This window comes from Candidatus Marinimicrobia bacterium CG08_land_8_20_14_0_20_45_22 (assembly GCA_002774355.1).
Taxonomy (GTDB): domain Bacteria; phylum Fidelibacterota; class UBA2242; order UBA2242; family UBA2242; genus 0-14-0-20-45-22.
This window is the reverse complement of sequence record PEYN01000151.1, coordinates 1-19,946: the sequence shown is the minus strand read 5'-3', so window position 1 is coordinate 19,946 and position 19,946 is coordinate 1. Positions and strand designations below refer to the sequence as shown.

The following is a 19,946-nucleotide window of genomic DNA, read 5'->3' as shown; positions in this document are numbered from 1 at the left end:
GTTTTCTATAATCAGTGCAATCAGCGTAATCTGCTTAATCAGCGATTCAGACATTTTCCGTTTAATCAGTGATTCTGACTGTTTTATCTCCATTGTCAGCACCATGATTCATCGGATTCCGGGATTACCACGATTAAAGAAACAAACTCCCAACTTGTTCACAATCTCAATCCTGTCCATCCTTTAATCCCAAAAATCCCGGTCTAAACATTTTCCCTCTTCCATCGATAAAATGCTGAAAAAGTGCCTTAATGACCAATAACAAATCCTCCCACCTTCTGCACTTATTTCCCCTGCAGATTCATCACCATCTGCCATGCGGCGATTTCAATAGCTTTTGCAATTGAAAGCGTCTCGGATTTAAATCGCACATCGGTTTTTCGGAGTCCGTTTCGGATCAGCTGATAGACATCCTGAATCGGATTTGTTTGATTTTTATTTTCGATCTTAATTTTGATTCGTTTGGCTTTTAATACTTCCCCCGTTCGGAAATCGGATTTTCCCCGAAGTTCCACATCCAGCGATACCAGCATTGATTCTCTGCGTTCGATTCGCTGATAATTCTTTAAAAAAAGCGTATAATCCTCGCCGATTTCCAAGGCGCCAGCCCAGCGCGATTGCGTCAAGATGATCGTCGTCGCCAGTTCGATCGGCAACAGATCGGCTTTATCGTTTAACGATGTTTTGATGTCAAAGTAAATCCGCCCTTGAGCGAATGCAGGCGCCGTAAAAATTAGCGCGATGCTTAGAACGAGGAACTTTTTACGAATAGATGAAACCATTTCATTTACGGATAACGGCAAATTTGGCGATTGTCGCATCTCCGTCCGGCGTGAAAGCCAGACAGAGATAGACGCCGCTGGAAACCAAACGCCCTTTCTCATTTCTTCCATCCCAAAACGCCTGCTCTCCGTAAACATTTCCATTGCTTGTCGTTAATTTGCGGACAACCGTCCCGTCGAGCGTCATGATTTTTACTTCGGAATTTTGCAGGAGTTCGTCGATGACCATTGGCTCGGCGCTGGGAATCTTATATGGCGATGGGAATATTTTCAACTCTTTATATTTATTTCCACAAGCCGCATAAGGCGATTTATAAATTGAAATTCCCTTAGTCGTGGCCAGATAGGCCAAGCCTTTCGGCGAATCAAAAGCAATATCGAGGATCGTATTATCAAGAATTCCAGAATTGTTAGTTGTAAAGCCTTCGACGTCGTTCAGCCAGACGCCGTCATGCGTGTAAACTTTCACGCCACTACCGACGGTCGCGATCCATTTGTTATTTACGCCATCAACGCGGATACGACACTCTTTAGCAAAGGGAATGCTTGTCAAAACCGCCGGTTCGATCCATGAAAAATAAGCCGTTGGAAAATTCGATGCGACGGTTGCGCGCTGAATTCCACCGGCATTCATAATCCACAATTCTCCCTCATGGTCAAATCTCAGTTCAAATATAGAATTGTTGGCTAATCCGTCAGAAGTCGAAATCCAGTACCATTTGTCGTCGCTTTTATCACCCAGCGTTCCGTTATAATCCAAGACGATGATTCCGCCGGCTGACGGCGCAACGACGCTGGAATGTACGAGAGCGCCAAACCAGACACGTCCTTCCGAATCGAATTCGATAGCGGTAATATGATAGCTAAGATAGTTATGCGACTCAGCGATCGAAAAATGATACCATTGATCATCGGGAGCCAGAACTGCAACAACGCTGTCATTCTGCGCGTACTGGTTGGCAATCCAGAGATTCTCGGATTTGTCGAAAGCGAGACATGCAATTCCAAGATAACTATCGTTGCCGCCTCTACCCTCGGACGCCGCCAACTTCCCGTTTGTCGTGTCATAAACCGTATAATTCGCAAGGTCGTTTAGATTGAATCTCAGGAGTCCGCCGCCGCGTTCCGCGCTGAGATAAGCGCCATACAACGATGCAAAAAAATCTCCATCTCTTTTTCTTTTTAGCAATGTGTAGATTCTTCCAGAAAGTGTATAAGCAATCGTATCGGCGACGAAATAATTCCAGTTGTCTTCCAAATGGTCGTGAATTTTAACGCCGTAATATTCCTTTCGAATGTTATACCAGCCTTTATCGGTGTGAAAACTAATGCCGTTGTTTGTCCCGGCAATCAGTTGACCGTCATCATCCACAAACAGCGTTGTATAAATATTGTCTAATAGAGTATTCGGCGTGAAATATCTCCCCGTATTCGCATCAGAATACCAGAGTCCTTTGGCTAAAGTTCCGCCCCATAAAATTTCACCGTCTCCGGCAATCGTTTTTAAAACTTCATCCGAGGAAATCTGCGTCCATGATTGATCTGAATTCAAGCGAAAAACGCCGGCGCTTGTCGAGGCAATCAATCGCCCCTTAGAATCGACGGTAAGCGACCGAATCGTTCGGTTCAAGGTGTTGTTTACGACGGTTTGGTCGGCAACACGGTAAATTATCGAGCCATAGTCCGCGACGATTTTCCCTTCGCAAACGACGGCATTCGTAACATTAGAAGAACCATAGAAAGGCACTTTTTTCCAGACAGTATCGGGTTTGAAATCCGTATGATTCAAAGCGGTGTAAATCAATCCGGAAGATGTAGAGACCCAGAGTGAATCGTTGATGACATTCAGCGCATTGATCGACGAAATTTCTACCGGAAAATTGTGGTAAAAGTCTTTATACTCATAGGAATCTCCTTTTTGTTTAAAGTGAAGAACTCCCCAATCGACGTTTTGCTGATAAGCGACAAACGCTTGATCCTCGTAAAAGACGATGGATGAAACGGAGGTCAATTTTTCGCGCAGAATTGTTTCATCGAAAATCTTCTCGACGGTTTTTGTCTCCGGATTCCAGATATTAATAGCGCCGTCCGGAGAACTCATGCCTAACCAAATCTTGCCGTGATTGTCTTTTGCGATGCAGGCAACATCAACCTTGCTCAGTCCGTCAGGCAAACCATAAACGTCGAATTTCTCTTGAGCTAAATCAAAAACCACCAAACCACCGCTACTCGCGCCGTAAATCCGATCATTCTGAATAAGAATGTCCCGAATGGTCAATAACGACGTGTAACTATCCCATTCACCAACGACGGTCTGTCCGACCAGCCAAACCGGAAGAATCAGGATCGTCAGGATTTTCAGACAATTTCTGATCATTTATTCATTTTGCGGATAGAGCCAATCAGATTTGCCATTTCGATCATATTCAGTGCGGCGTCCCAGCCTTTATTTCCCGCTTTCGTCCCGGCGCGTTCCAACGCCTGTTCGATATTTTCAGTCGTTAAAACGCCAAAAATAACCGGAACGTCCGATTCCATAGCAAGTTTTGCAATACCTTTCGTTGCTTCATTGGAGACCATCTCGAAATGCGCCGTCGCACCGCGAATTACTGCTCCGAGGCAAATGACGCCGTCAAAATTATTTGACTCAGCGGCTTCTCGGGCAATGCGCGGAATTTCAAATGCGCCGGGAACCCAGAAAATGTGTATGTTTTTTTCATCTGCGCCATGTCTTCTCAAACAATCTAATGCACCTTCGAGCAACTCTTTAGTGATTAGATCATTGAACCGGCTGGCAACGATCGCCACGCTCATTTTTTCAGCAGAAAGTAAACCTTCATGAATGTTTGCCATTTTCTCACCTATTTGTTTTTTAAGATTAAATGTCCCATTTTATCGCGTTTGGTCTTCAGATATTTTTCATTGATCGAATTCGACGGAATCTCAATCGGCACGCGCTCAACGACCTCGAGTCCGTAACCCTGAAGTCCAACGATTTTTTTCGGATTGTTTGTCATCAGGCGCATCTTTTTAATACCGAGATCGGTTAGAATCTGCGCGCCCATTCCATAATCCCGCAAATCTGGCAGGAACCCGAGTCTAACGTTTGCCTCGACGGTGTCCATTCCTTCTTCCTGCAATTTGTAAGCTTCGATTTTGTGCCGAAGCCCGATGCCGCGTCCCTCCTGTCTTAGGTACAAAATTGCACCGCGTCCCTCTTTGGCAACCATCGTCATCGCTTTGTGCAGTTGGTCGCCGCAATCACACCGCAAGGATGAAAAAACGTCGCCCGTTAGACATTCCGAGTGAACTCTAACTAATACCGGTTCGCCTGATCTAAGATCGCCAACAACTAAAGCCACGTGTTCTTTCTCAGTCATTTTATCCAGATAAATGATAACTTTAAAATTGCCGTAACTGGTCGGCAGATCGGCTTCGGAAACGCGCTCGACGTACCTTTCATTTTTTAGGCGATAATCAATGATATCCGCGACGGTGATGATCTTCACGCCATGATTTTTAGCCAATTTATGAAGCGCCCCGCCTCTGGCCATATTACCGTCCTCGTCCATGATCTCGCACATGACGCTGACCGGCTGAAGCCCCGCGAGTTTTGTCAGATCGACCGATGCTTCTGTGTGTCCGGCACGGCGAAGCACGCCGCCTGATCGAGCAATAATAGGAAAAATATGTCCAGGACGGCCAAGATCGTCAGGCTTGGTTTTAGAATCAACAATCGCACGAATCGTCGCCGCGCGATCGAATGCTGAGATGCCGGTTGACGTTCCCTTTTTCAAGTCAACGCTGACAGTAAACCGCGTATTGTGAAGAGCCGTGTTGTCCTGAACCATCAATCCCAGATCCAGTTCCCGTGCTCGCTCCTGAGTCAAACCAACGCACATTAATCCGCGCGCATATTTAGCCATAAAATTGACCTCTGCGGGTGTCACTTTCTCCGCGGCGATGATAAAATCACCTTCATTTTCACGGTTTTTATCATCGACGACAATCACAAACTTCCCATTTTTGATATCTTCAACCGCAGACAAGACTGTATTAAATTTCATTTCACTCATTCCTTTTCAATTGTGATTCCGTGTTTCGGGTTCCGAGTTATCACAAATATTTGCAATTTGATATTTACAATTTTCAATCACCAATTTTCAATTTCTCCCAAATCCCCATCCTTTGATCTTCTCCGATGTGAGCGCGTCTTTTCCCTGATGCAGAAAATTTTCGACATATTTTGCCATTAAATCGACTTCGATATTGACAAAATCGCGTACATTTTTCAATGAAAGATTTGTCGTTTTCAATGTCGTTGGAATCAATGCGATAGACACCATCAAACCTTCCTTTTTCGCAATCGTCAGGCTGATTCCGTTAACGGCAATTGAGCCTTTTTCAGCGATAAACCGAATAAATTCATCGGGAATTTTAATCGTCAGAACCGCTGACTCACTCTGGAATTTCCATGAAATAATTTCCGCAATACCATCGATGTGCCCCTGAACAAAATGCCCGCCGAATCTTCCATTGGCTGGCATTGCGCGTTCCAGATTCACGCGATTGCCGGTTTTAGCAATCCCAAGTGTCGAACGTTCAAGCGATTCGTGAACCGCCTGCGCCGAAAACCGATTCTCCGATAAATCGACAACCGTGAGACATACGCCGTCAACGGCAACGCTGTCGCCGATTTTCAGATTTTCCATCGTAATTCTACAAGAGATGGAAAATATTTTTCCCTCGGGATTTGGAATTATTCCGACAATTTCGCCGATTTCTTCGATTAAGCCGGTAAACATCAGACGAGCGCTCCTATTAGAAAAATGTCATCACCCATCTTGACCGGCTCGCTCCATCGGAGTTGAATCGCTTCATTGAGTGATTTCAGCAATCCGCTAAAAGCCATGATCCCGGTTCCGATAATTTTTGGCGCGATGAACACTTGCAATTCGTCGATCAACCGTTCAGAAATCAACGACCCCGCAACCTGTCCTCCGCCTTCACAGAATATTGAAGTGATCCCAAAATCTGTCAGCGCTTTTAGAGCCGCGTTTAAATTAATCCAGCCAAGTTCATTGCGTTCCGTTTGAATCACATGAACGCCAAGCGCTTTCATTTGTTTGATCTTCTCTTCTTTTGCATCGGTTGAAACAACCAAAACCGTTCGCTTTTTATATTCATCCGACACTAATTTCATCCGAAATGGCATATTCAGAACATCATCGAGAACCACGCGATAGGGAATAAATCCCGTATGATTTCCCGGCAGTAACGATGGATCGTCTTTGAAAACGGTTCCCATTCCGACCATCACAGCATCATACTTCAATCGTTGTTCTTTGGCAAAAACACGCGACGGTTCGGAAGTAATCCACTGACTTTCCCCTGAGACATCGGCGATAAAACCGTCCGTAGTCAATCCGAGTTTTAACGTGACCCATGGCTTATTTTTTTGCATCACGGAAAAGAAGCCGCGATTGCATTCTTTGGCTTGATCCTCTAAAATGCCAACCGTCACCGGAATTCCAGCATTTCTCAGTACACGAATCCCTTCGCCATTAACTTTCGGGTTTGGGTCAATGGTAGCGACGAAGACTTCATGGATTCCGGATTGAATAATCGCTTCGACACACGGCAGCGTCTTCCCAAAATAACAACACGGTTCGAGACTTACATAAAGCGTCGAACCCGCGACTTTTTCACCGGCGCTACGAATGGCTTCGATTTCCGCGTGCGGCGCTCCAAATAAATGATGAAATCCTTCGCCAACGACTTGGTCATCTTTAACCAGAACCGCGCCGACGACAGGATTCGGACTCGTCCATCCGCGTCCGCCTTCCGCTAATTCCAGCGCTCTTTTCATCCATTTTTCGTGCATCATCATAAAAAAATCCCGATTCTCCCGGGACTTTTCAAAAAAACTCTTCTCTCATCCGGACTCTTACCGTCGGCGCCCGAATTTCACAGGCTCTGTCCCAGATTTTCAAGGACTCGCGGACTTTGACCGCCGGTCGGGACTTACGCCCTGCCCCGAAGAGGTTGTGTAAATTAATACATACAATCTGGATATGCAAAAGATGTTGCAGGAGCAATTTGCCGTTTTCTGGTATTTTTTTGGTTTTATCTTTTGAAAAAAACCGTCAAAATGACTATATTTCCGTCGTTTTTTAACCATAGCGAATTCTATTTTGAAATGGTAACCGCTTCCAGATTGCCGGGATTTTCTACCCGATCTCGAGTGTCTGATCGCATAACGAAATGTCTAACTTTTTTTAGGAGAACCAATGAAGTACTATCGCAGAACAAAAAGAGGAATGGTTATTACAGAAAACCTCAACGAGATATTTTCAACATGGCGCGTCGGCGAAAAATGGCTGTTTATCGGTCCTCATGACGACGATATTATTCTCGGGGCCGGGCTTCTGCTTCAAGCCGCTCTCAGAAATAACGTCGAAGTCTTCGCACTTGTTACAACGGACGGTCGGATGGGTTATTGCAAAGCCGAACAGGAGCATACGATCAGCGAAATTCGCAAAAATGAGACGCTGGAATCTTTCCGAATTTTAGGCCTTCCTGAAGAAAATATCTTCTTTGCAAATATCCCCGACTGCGACACAAATTCGTATATCGGTCGCCGAAAAGCCAAACTCGGTGATCCAGAAATAAAAGGCTATACCGGTCTGCAAAACGCATTTACCTATTTTTTACGAAAAGTCAGCCCATCGCGCGTCTTTCTACCAACCGGCGCAGATTTACATCCCGATCATAAAATTGTCTATCAGGAAGTGCTCATCTCACTTTTCCATGCCGGCGGCAACATTTGGCCAGAACTGGGCCCAGCATTAAAAAATGTCCCATGGGCGTATGAATTTTCCGTTTATTGCGATTTCGCAACGCCTCCGACGATCAAAGTCCTTGCTGACGATCTCATTTTTCAGAAAAAACTCGAAGGCATGCTTGCTTATAAGTCACAGGAACAAATTGCTTCGCTCGTTGAAAATCTTAAGAATGGCGGACCGGTCGAATTTTTCAAATCCGTCGATATGGCTTTCTATCATCCCGAAAATCACACCGCCGATTTCTGATCGGCAATTATCGACTTTTCAAGGGAGACATTCCGATGAACGATGTCAGTACGATCAAGCAGATTCAAAACCCGGAAACGAAAAGCCGCATTCTCTACTGCGGTGATGACGATCTCGAACGTGCGGCGCTTTATCTTTCTTCAATTCTGTTTGATCAAAAATACGCTTTCGACTACATTCCATCGACATCCTCGTTTCCATACAATCTGGATTTGAATCGCTATCAGATAATCATACTCAGCGATTATCCACGCGCCAACTTCACGAACAGTCAGTTGTTTGAGATTTGTGAATGGATCGATGCGGGCGGTTCGCTCCTAATGATCGGCGGATGGGAATCATTTACGGGCATGAAAGGCGAATACACCGATTCCCCGCTTGAAATAGCTCTGCCGGTAATACTTTCCCGAAGCGACGATCGTGAGAATTACTCTCATGGAATCGTTGTACTGCCTGGCGATAAAAACCATCCAATCGTTCAATCGTTGGATTGGCAGAACCCTGCGATCATTTCTGGATTCAACCGGTTTGTGCCGAAAGATGAAACCAAGACGATTATCATTGGAAAACGCATCCAAATCGAGTTTCAATTGGCTCTGTCACTTGCGACAGATTCGGAAAACATTCCACTTCTGGTCATCGGAAAATCCGGAAAAGGAAAAGTCGGAGCGTTGGCATTCGATCTGGCGCCGCACTGGGTCGGCGGCTTTGTCGATTGGGGTGAAGGTCGGGTGCGAATCAATTTCAATAATAACTTTATCGAAGTGGGAGATCAATATCATCGGTTCGTTTCATCTCTTATTTCTTGGTTTATTTAGATGGAGGTTGTTAGAGTGAAAGGCAACGCTTTGGTCGCTCAGGCGGGCGGTCCAACAACAGTCATTAATTCCAGCCTGTCGGGAATTATCACACAGTGTTTGAAGGAAAATGCAATTGAAAACGTGTACGGCTGTCACTGGGGCATGCTGGGATTGATGAACGAAGATTTCGTTGATCTCGGCAAAGAAGACAAAACAGTCATTGAAGGGTTGAAACGCACGCCTTCCAGCGCGCTTGGTTCGTCGCGATATAAATTGTCCGATAAAGACATGCCAAAAGTTCTCGAAATCCTAAAAAAGCACAACGTCCGCTATTTCTTCGGAATTGGCGGAAATGACACAATGCTCAATGTTTATCAGGTTGAAAAATATTGCCACAAACATGATTATGAACTTTATGGAATGGGTTGTCCGAAAACAGTTGACAACGATTTGTTCGGCACAGACCACACGCCCGGTTTTCCAACGGCGGCACGGTTCGTAGCGCTTTCCGTTCTTCAAGCGGGAATTCTCTCGCGCGACATGCAGAAAGTTGATCAGTTTGTTATTTATCAGACTATCGGACGCGACGCCGGATGGTTGGCGGCTTCCGCTTTCGCGGTGAAATCTGCCGAATCCGATCCGCCGCATATCATTCTCCTTCCGGAAGTTCCGTTCGACGAAGAGAAATTCTTCGCAAAATTCGAAGAAACATATCGCAAATTTGGTTTTGTTTCGATCATTTGCGGCGAAGGAATCGTCAATGCCGATGGCACGCCGGTTTCGGCTTCCAAAACTAAAGACAATTTCTCGAACGTCGAATTCGGAGCGATGGGCGGAGCGTCCGCCGCGATGATGTTGCACCGAATGTTGACAAACAAATACGGGTACAGAGGAGAATTTCAGGTTCCAGAATCGCTTCCCATGTGTTCAGCCGACCGCGCCGTTGAAAATGACATCGAAGAAGCATTCATGCTTGGTCAGGAAGCGGTCAAGTTCGCCGTCAATAAAACATCCGGCCTTATGACGACCATCGAACGAACATCGAACGCTCCTTACCAGATTAAAATCGGCACGATCCAACTAGAAAAAGTCGCCGCCAAGACCAAGCCGATTCCCAAAGAATTCATCGCCGAAGACGGCATGATGATGACCGAATCGTTCAACGAATATATCAAACCATTGATCGGCGAACTGCCAAAATACGTCAAATTGAATTTTTATCCCGTGAAATAACTGAAAGCAAAACAGGAGTTTTATGAACAATCGCAAAACAAAGTATAGCCGTTTTGCACTGATAAAAGAGATGCTCGAAACTTCCGAAATTATCCGGAATTTCCAGACAAAAGATATGAATCCTATCATTAAGGCTTTGAAAAAAAGTGAAAAACTGTTTTTGACCGGCGAAGGTTCGTCAAGAATTTTTCCCGCAAAAAACGCAACCAACATCGCGCAAAAAGCCAATCTTCCACTGACTATTTACACGCAGGGAAGTCGCCAAGCGGCTGAATTTGACTTGAAAGATTTTGTTCTTTTCGGCGCTTCTAACTCCGGAAAGACCAAAGAAGTTATCTCACTATTTAAGACCAAACCCGCCGCCGCAAAATTTGCCTTGACGGCCTATCGTGATACGCCGCTTGAATCGCTTAGCGAAGCCGGTTTTATTCTGTCATGTGGCGCGGAAAATGCCGTCGCCGCCACGAAAAGTGTTATCGAACAGGCGCTTTTCTATCATAAAATGCTGTTGAATTACCAAGGAAAAGATTTAGATCAAGTGACTTTGAGCCGGTTAGCCGATCTTTCTGCTGAAGTCCTCGAATTGCCCGTTGAGCCGGAGATCACGGCAAAGATCGTCGCCGCGCCAATTATTTACTTCGCCGGAAGAAACGTCGGAGTTGCCGAAGAGGCGACATTGAAAACCAACGAGATCACACGCAAGAAATCGGCTTATCTTGAAGGTACTTACGCGGTTCATGGTATCGAAGAGGTCATGGACAAGTCCGAGACCGTCATCGTCGTCAATCCCTACAAAGAAGAAGAAGAGAAATTTCAGGAAGTTCTCGTCAAGGGCGTCGGAATGAACGTCATCGCGATCGCCTCGCGCGAAACAATTTTCCCGACGATCAAAATTCCAACACTGGAAGGTTTTGATAATTATTTGCAACTTCAGATGTGCTGGAACCTGCTGGTCGAAGTCGGAATTGCTGAAGGCATCAATCTTGACAAACCGGTTCGCGCCCGGAAAGTCGGAAACGAATTTTTAGGTTAATTAAAAAAGGAAGAAATCAACGTGAAATATTACGTCGGAGTCGATTTTGGCGGCACCGAGATTAAAATCGGCGTCATCAATAACAAAGGGGAGATTCTCCATAAAGATAAATTCGTCACGGATACAACAAAAAGCGGCGACCAGATTGTCGAACACATCGCCGACAGCGTCGAAAAGGTCATCGAACAATCCCGCGTGCCTACCACAGAAATCAAAGGCATTGGCATCGGCTCGCCCGGCTTGTTGAATCCCAAAACCGGTCAACTCAAAATCGTAACCAACGTTCCGCAGTTGAACGACATTTACTTTGCAGAAGGCATCGGAAAACGTTTCCATCTTCCGTCATTCCTTGATAACGATGTGAACGCAATGGCTCTCGGCGAATTTTTCTACGGCGCCGGACAAGGTTATCGGGATATTATCGCCCTGACGCTTGGGACGGGCGTTGGCGGCGGGATTATTCTCGACAGTCAATTATATCGCGGAGCGACCTTCACTGCGGGCGAAATTGGACACATGTCGATTGACGCAAACGGCTTATATTGCCCGTGCGGCAATTACGGCTGTCTCGAACGTTATATCGGACGTGATGGCATTGTCACACGTTTCAAGATGTTCAAAAGTAAAGGCATCTCGACCCGAATCGAAGAGTTCGCCGAAAATGGGGAAATCACGCCAAAAGCGATCGCCATGGCGGCTGGCGCAGGCGACGAGCTATCTATCGAAGTTCTCGCCGAAACCGGTAAATTTCTCGGCATTGCGCTCGCCAGTTTGACGAACATTTTGAATCCCGAAGTCTTTATCATCGGTGGTGGAATTGCCAACGCGGGTGATTTAATATTGGAACCGGCTCGCCGCGAACTCATCAAACGCGCCTATACGATTCCGGCAAAGAAAGTCATAGTCGTTCCTGCAAAGTTGAAAAACGACGCGGGAATCGTCGGATCGGCATCCGTCGCAGTCGCCAAGTTATCCGAATAAACTCAGATTCTTTTTCATTTAAATCGCCTCCGGTCGGCTCTTGAATATCATGAGTATAATTTGAGATGGTTTTCTTATTAAAAAACAGCGGTTTCGGGCGATAGATGTTTCCATAAATTATATCGATCTTGCCTTTTGACCGTTTAAATTCATACATTCCAAGCAGTATTTTAAAATATTCGATAGAATAAATGACTATGGATTTACACGAAGAGAACGGTTTTAAACATTTCAAAGGATCGCCCGATTTAAGATGCAAAAGCGACTTCGCACAATTAACGGAGAAAACCAAAAAGGAGAAAAATTGAGATGAACCGCATGAAGATAATTCTTGGATTATTTGGATTGTTGTTCCTCGCAGGATGCGAAGACCTGGTCACGAAATTCGAGTCGGAAGAGAAAGGATTTCTCTATAAGACCCACCATTCCATCAATCCGCCAACGTCTGCTGATACACTTAAAGTAATGACATGGAACATCCGATTCGGCGCGCGCAGACTTGATTGGTTTGGCGACTCTTGCGGCGACCGAGTTATTTTGTCCGATGACGAAGTACTTCTCGGATTAGCGGGAATCGCCGATAAAATTGAGGAACTTCAGCCTGACATTTTATTCATCGAAGAAATTGACGTCGATTCCAAACGCACCGGATACATCGATCAGATGCAATGGCTTTTAGACAACACTTACTTCAATTACGGCGCATACACTTCGATGTGGCAAGCGCAGTATGTTCCTTCCGACGGTATAGGAAGAATCAACACCGGCAATGCGATTTTATCCAGATGGAATATTACCGACGTGAAACGGATTCAATTGGCGTTGCGCGGCGATCAGGATGCGCTGACGAAATACTTTTATCTGCGCCGAAATATGTTGATTGCAAAAATCGCCGTTCCCAATCTAAACAACTTCTTCGGTGCTTGCATCCACGCAGAAGCGTTTTCTACCGACGATACCAAGAAGAAACACGTCGAACAATGCCTTGAAGAACTGACGAAAATTACCAACAACGGCGGATTATTCATCCTTGGCGGCGATTTTAACCTTCTTCCTCCCGGTTCAGATTCGACGGACTTTTGTGATGAAGACGGATGCTCCGATGAACATTTTCACGGGAAAAATGATGATCCGTTCCACAAAGAAGGCAGTAATTACACACCAGAAATCACCTGGCTACAACCGATGTATGACAACTTCTTCTGCGCAGTTCCGCTTACCGAGTTCCAGTCCGATCAACTTCACCATTTCACCCACACGACGAACCATTCGGATGGTTTTTGGAATCGAACATTAGACTATCTCTTCTCCAACGTCAATTTTATCGCCGGTTCCGATTCGACGCATCAGGAAGCAATCCCGCTCTCTGATCACTGTCCGGTCACTGCAAAATGGAAGGTGCCGAAGTGAAAAATATTAAATTGATCACCCTTCTACTTCTTATTTGGTCTGCCGGTTTAGGTGAAAGTGCGACTGCCGATGAATCTTTTTGGGTAAGAGAATCGGCATTTTTACTCCAACGCGGCAGAATCGAGAAAGGCATTTTCCAACCGCTGATATACGGGTTTTCAGAAAATCTCGAATTTTCAACTCACGCATTGGCATTTTTCGTCATGCCAAATTTAAGCATCAAATTGTCTCACCAGAACGTTGGGAACTGGCGTTTCGCATCAACACACGGATTGATTTATCCGACACCGTTACTTCGCTTGATTTCGCGAGAAGGAACAGGCGGAATTATTTCTCCGGAATTTTCTATTCCACATCTTATCGGCATCTCGAATGGGGTCCTTGTTTCTCGGCAATTTCAATCCGAACTCATCACACTGAAAGCCGCCATCGACGTCGGACTTAAAATGGGAAAATTGGACGAACGTACAACGATTGATTTACCGCTGGTTTACCCACGACTAAACTCTTTTTACACGAGTTGCGGGATGAAGTTCGGATTGGATGTCAGGCACCAATTTTCCTCCAAATTCGACATATTGGCAGATGCGGACTGGTTTGTTTTTCCCGGCTCAGATGATGGATTCGCATGGGAACACAAAATTCTCGTCGCATATCACAGCCGAAGAAATCGGTTCAGTCTTGGTTATAAGTTAGTTTATGGGGAATATCCTTTTGGAAAAGCGTGGCATCTGATCGCGCCGATTTTCGACTATCAGCGAGCATGGGGGAAATAACTACCTCCTATCGATGAGTTAAAGACCAGTTTTCGGCTTCTACGATTCATCCGGAAAGAAACACACACTGTAACTTTAAAATAGTTGTAGAAACACGGTATTCACTGACTCTACACTTCGCTATGATGTTTGATCGACTTGCCTTTTACCATGAAAATCACATCTTCGCAAATATTCGTTGATAAATCGGCGACACGCTCGAGTTTTCGGGAAATATCAATCAATTGCAGAGCGCGTTCAACGGTTGACGGGTCTTTTGTCATGCAATTCATTAATTCGTTAATCACTTTATCCCGTAAATCATCAACGATATTATCTCGCATGCAGACTGTTTTAGCCGTTTCGGCATCTTCATTGATAAATGAATTGATAGCGTCCTTGAGCATACCGTTCGCCTCCTGCGCCATGAGCGGAATATCGACCAACGGTTTGACGGCGGGACGCTCAATCAGAAATAGCGCGCTTTTGCAAATGTTGACGGCGCCGTCGCCGAGTCGCTCGAAGTCGCCACTCATTTTCAGGATCATCAATATCGTCCGCAATTCTTTCGCACGTGGTTGAAATTGGGCAATCACTTTGATGCACTCCTCGTCCATCTGAAGGTCAAATTCGTTGGCGCGTTGCTCATCCTTTTCCATGATCTCTTTCAGCATCGCGGCATTTTTTGTCTGCAAACCTCTGATGCTTCGTTCGATCATATTCTCAACATGCGAGCCAAACTCGATGATGTCTCGTTTGAGTTCGGTAATTTTTTCAAACAGCATGGTTAATACCGCCTTTCTTGATAACAATAATTCGTTTCATAGGCTATCCAAATTTCCCCGAAATATATTCTTCTGTACGTGAATTCTCTGGAACGGTAAAAATCTTCTCCGTTGAGCCAAATTCGATCACCTCACCGAGGTACATGAACGCCGTGTTGTCCGACACGCGCGCCGCTTGTTGCATGTTGTGAGTCACGATGACGATCGTGTATTTTTCCTTCAATTTCTCAATCAGTTCCTCGATGCGCTTCGTGGAAATCGGATCGAGACTTGCGCACGGTTCGTCAAACAAAATCACTTCCGGTTCAATGGATAAACACCGCGCGATACAGAGCCGCTGTTGCTGACCTCCGGAAAGTTTCAGAGCGCTTTCGTCAAGCCGGTCTTTGACTTCATTCCATATAACGGCTTCCGTGAGCGATTTCTCAACTCGCTCCTCAATAATGTCCCTGTCTTTGATCCCATTCACTTTCAACCCAAAACTCAGGTTTTCGCGAATGGATTTCGGGAATGGATTCGGCTTCTGAAAAACCATTCCCACTTTCCGCCGGATTTCGACGATGTCAGTATCCGGTTTATAAATATCTTTATCGTCGAGATAAATCTTACCTTCGAGATGCGTGTTCGGAATTAGATCGTTCATCCGATTCAGCAGGCGGATAAATGTCGATTTGCCGCAACCGGATGGTCCGATAATCGACGTTACCCGGTTCTCATAGATGTTCATACTGACGTCTATAAGCGTCTGCTTTGCGCCGTAATAAAAATCGACATGCTCAGCTTTCATTCGAATGAGATCAGACAAATTCATATCTCCTTTGTCGTTGTCTTAAAAAGATGGCAAAACCGGAAATGATCAGAACAATCAGCATCAGAAGGAACGCGCATCCATAAGCGATAAGCGTTTGCTGTTCAGGAAACGTGCCTTCGGTCATCAAGGCGTAAATGTGATACGGCAGAGCCATCACCTCGTCAAAAATGGATTTCGGGTAGCCACGAGTATAAAAGGTTGCCGCCGTGAACATGATTGGCGCGGTTTCACCTGCCGCTCGGCCGATACTTAAGATCACTCCGGTCATAATTCCCGGCGAAGCCGTTGGTAAAACGATTTTCCGAATCGTCTGCCACTGCGTCGCGCCCAATGCCAACGAAGCTTCACGCAGAGATTGCGGTACGGCAAGTAAAGCTTCCTGCGCCGCCGAAATGATTCCTGGCAGAATCATGATGCCAAGTGTCAAACTACCGGAAAGAATCGATATACCAAATCCGAAAAACTTCACAAAAACCGATAATCCGAACAGTCCAAACACCACTGAGGGAACGCCCGCTAAATTGTTGATGCTCATACGGATCACGTTAACGACCACACTTTTCGGACTGTATTCACAGAGATAGATCGCGCAGGCAATGCCGATTGGAAGCGCAAAAAGAACAGCCCCGATAGTTAGATAGATCGTCCCAACCAGAGCAGGTGCAATTCCGCCTTGCGTCATTGCATGGCGTGGAACCTGCGTGAGAAATTCCCAACTCAATACTTTTAATCCATTGATCGATATGAAATAAAAAATCATTCCAAGAGAGATCAACGCCAACAGCATCGCGAGGTACAGAAATCCGAATCCGAAATATTGCGTTACGTTGCTCCGTTTCATCGACCCAGCCCCAGTTTTAGCCGATAGCGACGACTAATGATTTCCGCAATGATGTTAAAAACGAATGTGATCAGAAACAGTATCAGCCCGATGGCGAAGAGCGCGTGATAATGCGGGCTTCCCATTGCCGCTTCGCCCATTTCCGCGGCGATTGTCGAAGTCATCGGACGAACCGGATCGAATACCGACTGAGGAATCATTGCCGCGCCGCCTGCTACCATCAAAACGGTCATTGTCTCTCCAACAACGCGGCTCATGCCGAGAATAATCGCCGTCGAGATTCCGGAACCGGCGGCAGGTAGTATGATTTGTGTCAGGGTTTGCCAGCGATTTGCACCGACAGCGTACGCGGCTTCGCGGAAGCTTTTGGGAACGTAATTCAACGCGTCTTCCGCGAGACTGCAAACCGTCGGAACTGCCATGATCCCAAGAATCAGGCTTGCCGTGAATGCACAAAGTCCGGTCGAGAGATCGAACGTTCTTTGCAGATAGGGTGCAACGATGATCATTCCAAAGAAACCATAAACAATCGAAGGAATGCTTGCCAATAGTTCGATGAGCGGTTTGAGGACCGCTTTTTGTCGTCTTCCCGCGATTTCATGAAGATACAATGCGCTTCCTAAACCGATCGGAATGCAGATCAGCATAGCGCCGAGTGTTACCCAAAGCGTCCCGAGAATCAGCGGCAGGATACCGAATTCCGGTGGTTCGGACGTTGGATACCAAGACGTTCCGCCAATGAATCGCATTAGGTTGACTGTGTTGAAAACCGGCAGTCCCTCTGAGAATAGGATGATGATAATTCCCAGTAAAAACAGAAGCGATGAAAATGCCATTCCCATGAAGCCGTATTTGAACGCTTTTTCGGAAATTTTACTTCTCATCGCTTCTGTCGATCCTGCATATCTCATTTTTGATTACAAGCTATTTTAAACCGACATACCCGGCTGTTTCTACTAATGCCTGTCCTTCTTTACTGAGAATGAAATCGATGTATTTTTTAATCCACCCTTTCGGTTTTCCGTTCGTGTACATGAACAGTGGGCGAGAAAATGGATACTCTTTCGATAGGATTGTCACCTTAGAACAGGTTATTCCATCGACTGTAATTAGTTTGACGCGCTTTGTGATGTAGCCAAAACCAATATAACCGATGGCGCCGGGTGTCGTTTCGACGGCTGTTTCAACTGCCTTATTCGACGCATTCAACAACGCATCCTTCCGGACTTTCTCGTCATTCAGCGCCAGTTTTGCAAACGCTTCATAGGTGCCGCTTGACGTATCGCGGGAAAGCACGACGATCTTTTTGTCTGCTCCGCCAACCTGTTTCCAGTTTGTTATTTTACCTGTATAAATCTTCCGAATTTGGTCTTTGGTCAGATTCTGAACAGGATTCGACGGATGAAGAACGACGGCGATTCCGTCCATCGCAACCACATGCGCCGTTGGATGAATGCCACGACTAATGGCATTTTTTATTTCGGAATCCTTCATCGAACGCGACGCATTCGCGATGTCGCAGGCTCCGTCATTCAAAGAGGCAATTCCGACACCGGAACCGCCACCCTGAACGGACAGTGTCACATCCGGATTGACATTCATAAACTCTTCGGCCGTCAGTTGAGCAACTGGCAGAACCGTTGTCGAACCTGTGAGACGAATCTTTTCACCGGCAAATCCTGCCAGTGTCATTGTCATAACGATTAGTACTGTAGATAATATCTTTTTCATTTTACACCTTCCATAAATTAGAATTTAAATTGGAAATCAACTTGAACTATTTGTTCCGGAACACGAGTTCCCGAAAGATTCTCGATCCGGTAATAATCAACGCCAAGAATGACATTTTTCATGAGTCCGTACTGAAAAACGATCTCGCTCCCGCCTATTCCCGTCATACCGCCGTATGCGTCAGAGTCGGGGAAAATATCCAGCCATGAATCTTTTTCCAGTTTACGATACGAATATTTGATCTGCCACTGATTCTTATCCTTGATCTTGTCGTTTCCTCCGAAGAATCCGAATGCAAATCCATTCTGCAAACTGTCGGCGGCTATATTTCGGTTATATTCGCAAAACAACCCGATCGCCGGCAAAAGCACGTTATACACTTGCATGTCTGCGCCGACAGACACTATCCGGTAATCGCCGGAAAGATGCTTGACGTTACTCGCATCTTTGTAATATGTGTTACTCCATTTCGCATGATCCAGTGTCGCATCCTTTATCTGATTGAACTGATAATAAGTCGCTCCAATCGTTGCGGTATAGGAACCTTCTTTTGCGAATAGAATTCCCGGCTGAACGAGAATCATCGCGGGATCCTTTTCGTCCTTGATCTCATCGATGAAATAATAACCCGTTTTCAGAAACAGGTTTTTCTTTTTCAATCCCGCGGCTAAGCCTTCGACGGTGATGTCAGTATCCCACAGATAATCCGAAGGCGTCCAAAATACAGAACCAGCGCCTATTTTTCCACCGGTAAGCGTCATCCAATTCGTGATTGAATATCTGGCATAAGCATAATCCAGCATGATCGTTTTCGTCTCAAACGAATTTTCAAACGTTTGATTTGTCGAGCGCGGATCGGTGCCGCCGGACGCCAGTCCGAATCCGACATTCAGTCCGGAAATTACTTCCGCTTCTCCGCCCAAACGGAACCGATAACGAGCACGATTCCTGGCATCTCCGCCTTCACGCTGTTCCCATTGATCCCGAAGACGGAAATCGCCTTTCAGGTTAAAAGTCTGGATCCATTTCGGAAGCGTCGATACTTTGGCTTTAGCCAACTGCGTCCGCATCTCTTCTTCGGACAGGATCAAGATTTCATTTGCGCGTCCAGGACTGATGACGCCTTTTTCTACCAATTCACTCACCAACAAATCCAGTTCACCGGCGATGATCCCGGACGGCAGAATGCCGACCAGCATCAAAACGACCGATAACCAAATTGCTCTTTTCTTCACTTGAACCTCCTTTGAGTTTCTTCTTTCTTGTTAAACATCTTCTTTTTCACGCCAATATCTACAAATTGAAAATGAAGAAGGAATCAAGAAATCGTTAATTTTTGGTTAAGATTTCAAGAAATAATGATTACGGAGAACCACTGAGGACACGAATCGCTTGTTCTGCATGTCCACCTGTGGCGGATTGGACTTTACTCTGAGACCATCTTTCACCTGAAAATACCTTCATTTAACCACTAATAAACGCTAATAAACACAAATGTTTTTTTAATCCCGATTTCATAGGGATGCCTATATTTTTATTTTTCTTTGTCCCAATGTTTCGGGATGAATGTTTCATTTTTTAGCAACTTGTCGTGCTAACTAGTTCGAAGCGTAGCGAAGTCCCGATACTGTTCGGGATCAATCCTTGTTCTGCCTGTCTGAGGCTTCCCCCTATAGCTGGAAAGGAATATGCT

At 45.6% G+C, this 19,946-nt stretch carries 19 protein-coding genes and 1 riboswitch; of the genes, 7 read left to right on the top strand and 12 right to left on the bottom strand.

Annotated elements, in window-relative coordinates; all coding sequences use genetic code 11:
* Positions 1-284: 284 nt before the first annotated feature.
* The 6 genes from COT43_08730 to ribD all read right to left on the bottom strand — a co-directional run bounded on the left by COT43_08730 (position 285) and on the right by ribD (position 6,672).
* Complete coding sequence (locus COT43_08730; protein ID PIS27803.1) at positions 285-821, bottom strand: hypothetical protein; 537 nt, start codon at positions 819-821, stop codon at positions 285-287.
* The gene (locus tag COT43_08725; protein ID PIS27802.1) at positions 784-3,159 is read right to left on the bottom strand and encodes a hypothetical protein; all 2,376 of its coding nucleotides are present in this window, start codon (positions 3,157-3,159) and stop codon (positions 784-786) included. Before COT43_08725 ends, COT43_08730 begins: the two co-directional genes overlap by 38 nt.
* Positions 3,156-3,635 carry a 6,7-dimethyl-8-ribityllumazine synthase gene (locus tag COT43_08720; GenBank protein ID PIS27801.1) on the bottom strand — a complete coding sequence of 160 codons (480 nt, stop codon included), beginning with the start codon at positions 3,633-3,635 and terminating at the stop codon, positions 3,156-3,158. The genes COT43_08725 and COT43_08720 overlap by 4 nt, the downstream gene beginning before the upstream one ends.
* Positions 3,636-3,643: 8 nt before the next feature.
* On the bottom strand, positions 3,644-4,858 hold the full coding sequence (locus tag COT43_08715) for a bifunctional 3,4-dihydroxy-2-butanone-4-phosphate synthase/GTP cyclohydrolase II (GenBank protein PIS27800.1): 1,215 nt from the start codon (positions 4,856-4,858) through the stop codon (positions 3,644-3,646).
* Between the two features lie 87 nt (positions 4,859-4,945).
* Positions 4,946-5,587: a riboflavin synthase gene (locus COT43_08710; GenBank protein PIS27799.1), complete on the bottom strand. Its 642-nt coding sequence runs from the start codon at positions 5,585-5,587 to the stop codon at positions 4,946-4,948.
* Entirely contained in the window at positions 5,587-6,672 is a 1,086-nt protein-coding gene (gene ribD / locus COT43_08705; protein PIS27798.1) for a riboflavin biosynthesis protein RibD, read from the bottom strand. Before ribD ends, COT43_08710 begins: the two co-directional genes overlap by 1 nt.
* A gap of 33 nt (positions 6,673-6,705) precedes the next feature.
* A riboswitch (FMN riboswitch) is annotated at positions 6,706-6,830 on the bottom strand.
* A gap of 242 nt (positions 6,831-7,072) precedes the next feature.
* Between ribD and COT43_08700 the strand changes: the two genes are divergently transcribed.
* The 7 genes from COT43_08700 to COT43_08670 all read left to right on the top strand — a co-directional run bounded on the left by COT43_08700 (position 7,073) and on the right by COT43_08670 (position 14,106).
* Positions 7,073-7,873 carry a GlcNAc-PI de-N-acetylase gene (locus COT43_08700; GenBank protein PIS27797.1) on the top strand — a complete coding sequence of 267 codons (801 nt, stop codon included), beginning with the start codon at positions 7,073-7,075 and terminating at the stop codon, positions 7,871-7,873.
* 35 nt (positions 7,874-7,908) lie between these two features.
* The gene (locus COT43_08695; GenBank protein PIS27796.1) at positions 7,909-8,691 is read left to right on the top strand and encodes a hypothetical protein; all 783 of its coding nucleotides are present in this window, start codon (positions 7,909-7,911) and stop codon (positions 8,689-8,691) included.
* Positions 8,692-8,706: 15 nt separating this feature from the next.
* A complete protein-coding gene (locus tag COT43_08690) occupies positions 8,707-9,906 on the top strand; it encodes a phosphofructokinase (protein ID PIS27795.1) in 1,200 nt (399 codons plus the stop codon).
* 22 nt (positions 9,907-9,928) lie between these two features.
* The gene (locus COT43_08685) at positions 9,929-10,939 is read left to right on the top strand and encodes a sugar isomerase (protein PIS27794.1); all 1,011 of its coding nucleotides are present in this window, start codon (positions 9,929-9,931) and stop codon (positions 10,937-10,939) included.
* A 15-nt stretch (positions 10,940-10,954) separates the two neighbouring features.
* Complete coding sequence (locus COT43_08680) at positions 10,955-11,920, top strand: hypothetical protein (GenBank protein PIS27793.1); 966 nt, start codon at positions 10,955-10,957, stop codon at positions 11,918-11,920.
* Between the two features lie 309 nt (positions 11,921-12,229).
* On the top strand, positions 12,230-13,330 hold the full coding sequence (locus COT43_08675; GenBank protein ID PIS27792.1) for an endonuclease: 1,101 nt from the start codon (positions 12,230-12,232) through the stop codon (positions 13,328-13,330).
* Entirely contained in the window at positions 13,327-14,106 is a 780-nt protein-coding gene (locus COT43_08670; GenBank protein ID PIS27791.1) for a hypothetical protein, read from the top strand. The genes COT43_08675 and COT43_08670 overlap by 4 nt, the downstream gene beginning before the upstream one ends.
* Positions 14,107-14,216: 110 nt before the next feature.
* Here the strand turns inward: COT43_08670 and phoU are convergent, their stop codons facing one another.
* Genes phoU through COT43_08640 form a run of 6 tightly spaced genes read right to left on the bottom strand, consistent with a single transcriptional unit; the run spans position 14,217 to position 19,488 of the window.
* Complete coding sequence (phoU, locus tag COT43_08665; protein PIS27790.1) at positions 14,217-14,870, bottom strand: phosphate transport system regulatory protein PhoU; 654 nt, start codon at positions 14,868-14,870, stop codon at positions 14,217-14,219.
* Between the two features lie 43 nt (positions 14,871-14,913).
* Complete coding sequence (gene pstB, locus COT43_08660; GenBank protein PIS27789.1) at positions 14,914-15,681, bottom strand: phosphate ABC transporter ATP-binding protein; 768 nt, start codon at positions 15,679-15,681, stop codon at positions 14,914-14,916.
* Positions 15,668-16,522 carry a phosphate ABC transporter, permease protein PstA gene (gene pstA, locus COT43_08655; protein ID PIS27788.1) on the bottom strand — a complete coding sequence of 285 codons (855 nt, stop codon included), beginning with the start codon at positions 16,520-16,522 and terminating at the stop codon, positions 15,668-15,670. Before pstA ends, pstB begins: the two co-directional genes overlap by 14 nt.
* A complete protein-coding gene (gene pstC / locus COT43_08650) occupies positions 16,519-17,406 on the bottom strand; it encodes a phosphate ABC transporter permease subunit PstC (protein PIS27787.1) in 888 nt (295 codons plus the stop codon). Before pstC ends, pstA begins: the two co-directional genes overlap by 4 nt.
* A gap of 40 nt (positions 17,407-17,446) precedes the next feature.
* On the bottom strand, positions 17,447-18,253 hold the full coding sequence (locus COT43_08645) for a phosphate ABC transporter substrate-binding protein (protein PIS27786.1): 807 nt from the start codon (positions 18,251-18,253) through the stop codon (positions 17,447-17,449).
* Between the two features lie 17 nt (positions 18,254-18,270).
* Positions 18,271-19,488 (bottom strand): hypothetical protein, encoded by a 1,218-nt coding sequence (locus COT43_08640; protein ID PIS27785.1) that lies wholly within the window; start codon positions 19,486-19,488, stop codon positions 18,271-18,273.
* Positions 19,489-19,946: the final 458 nt, after the last annotated feature.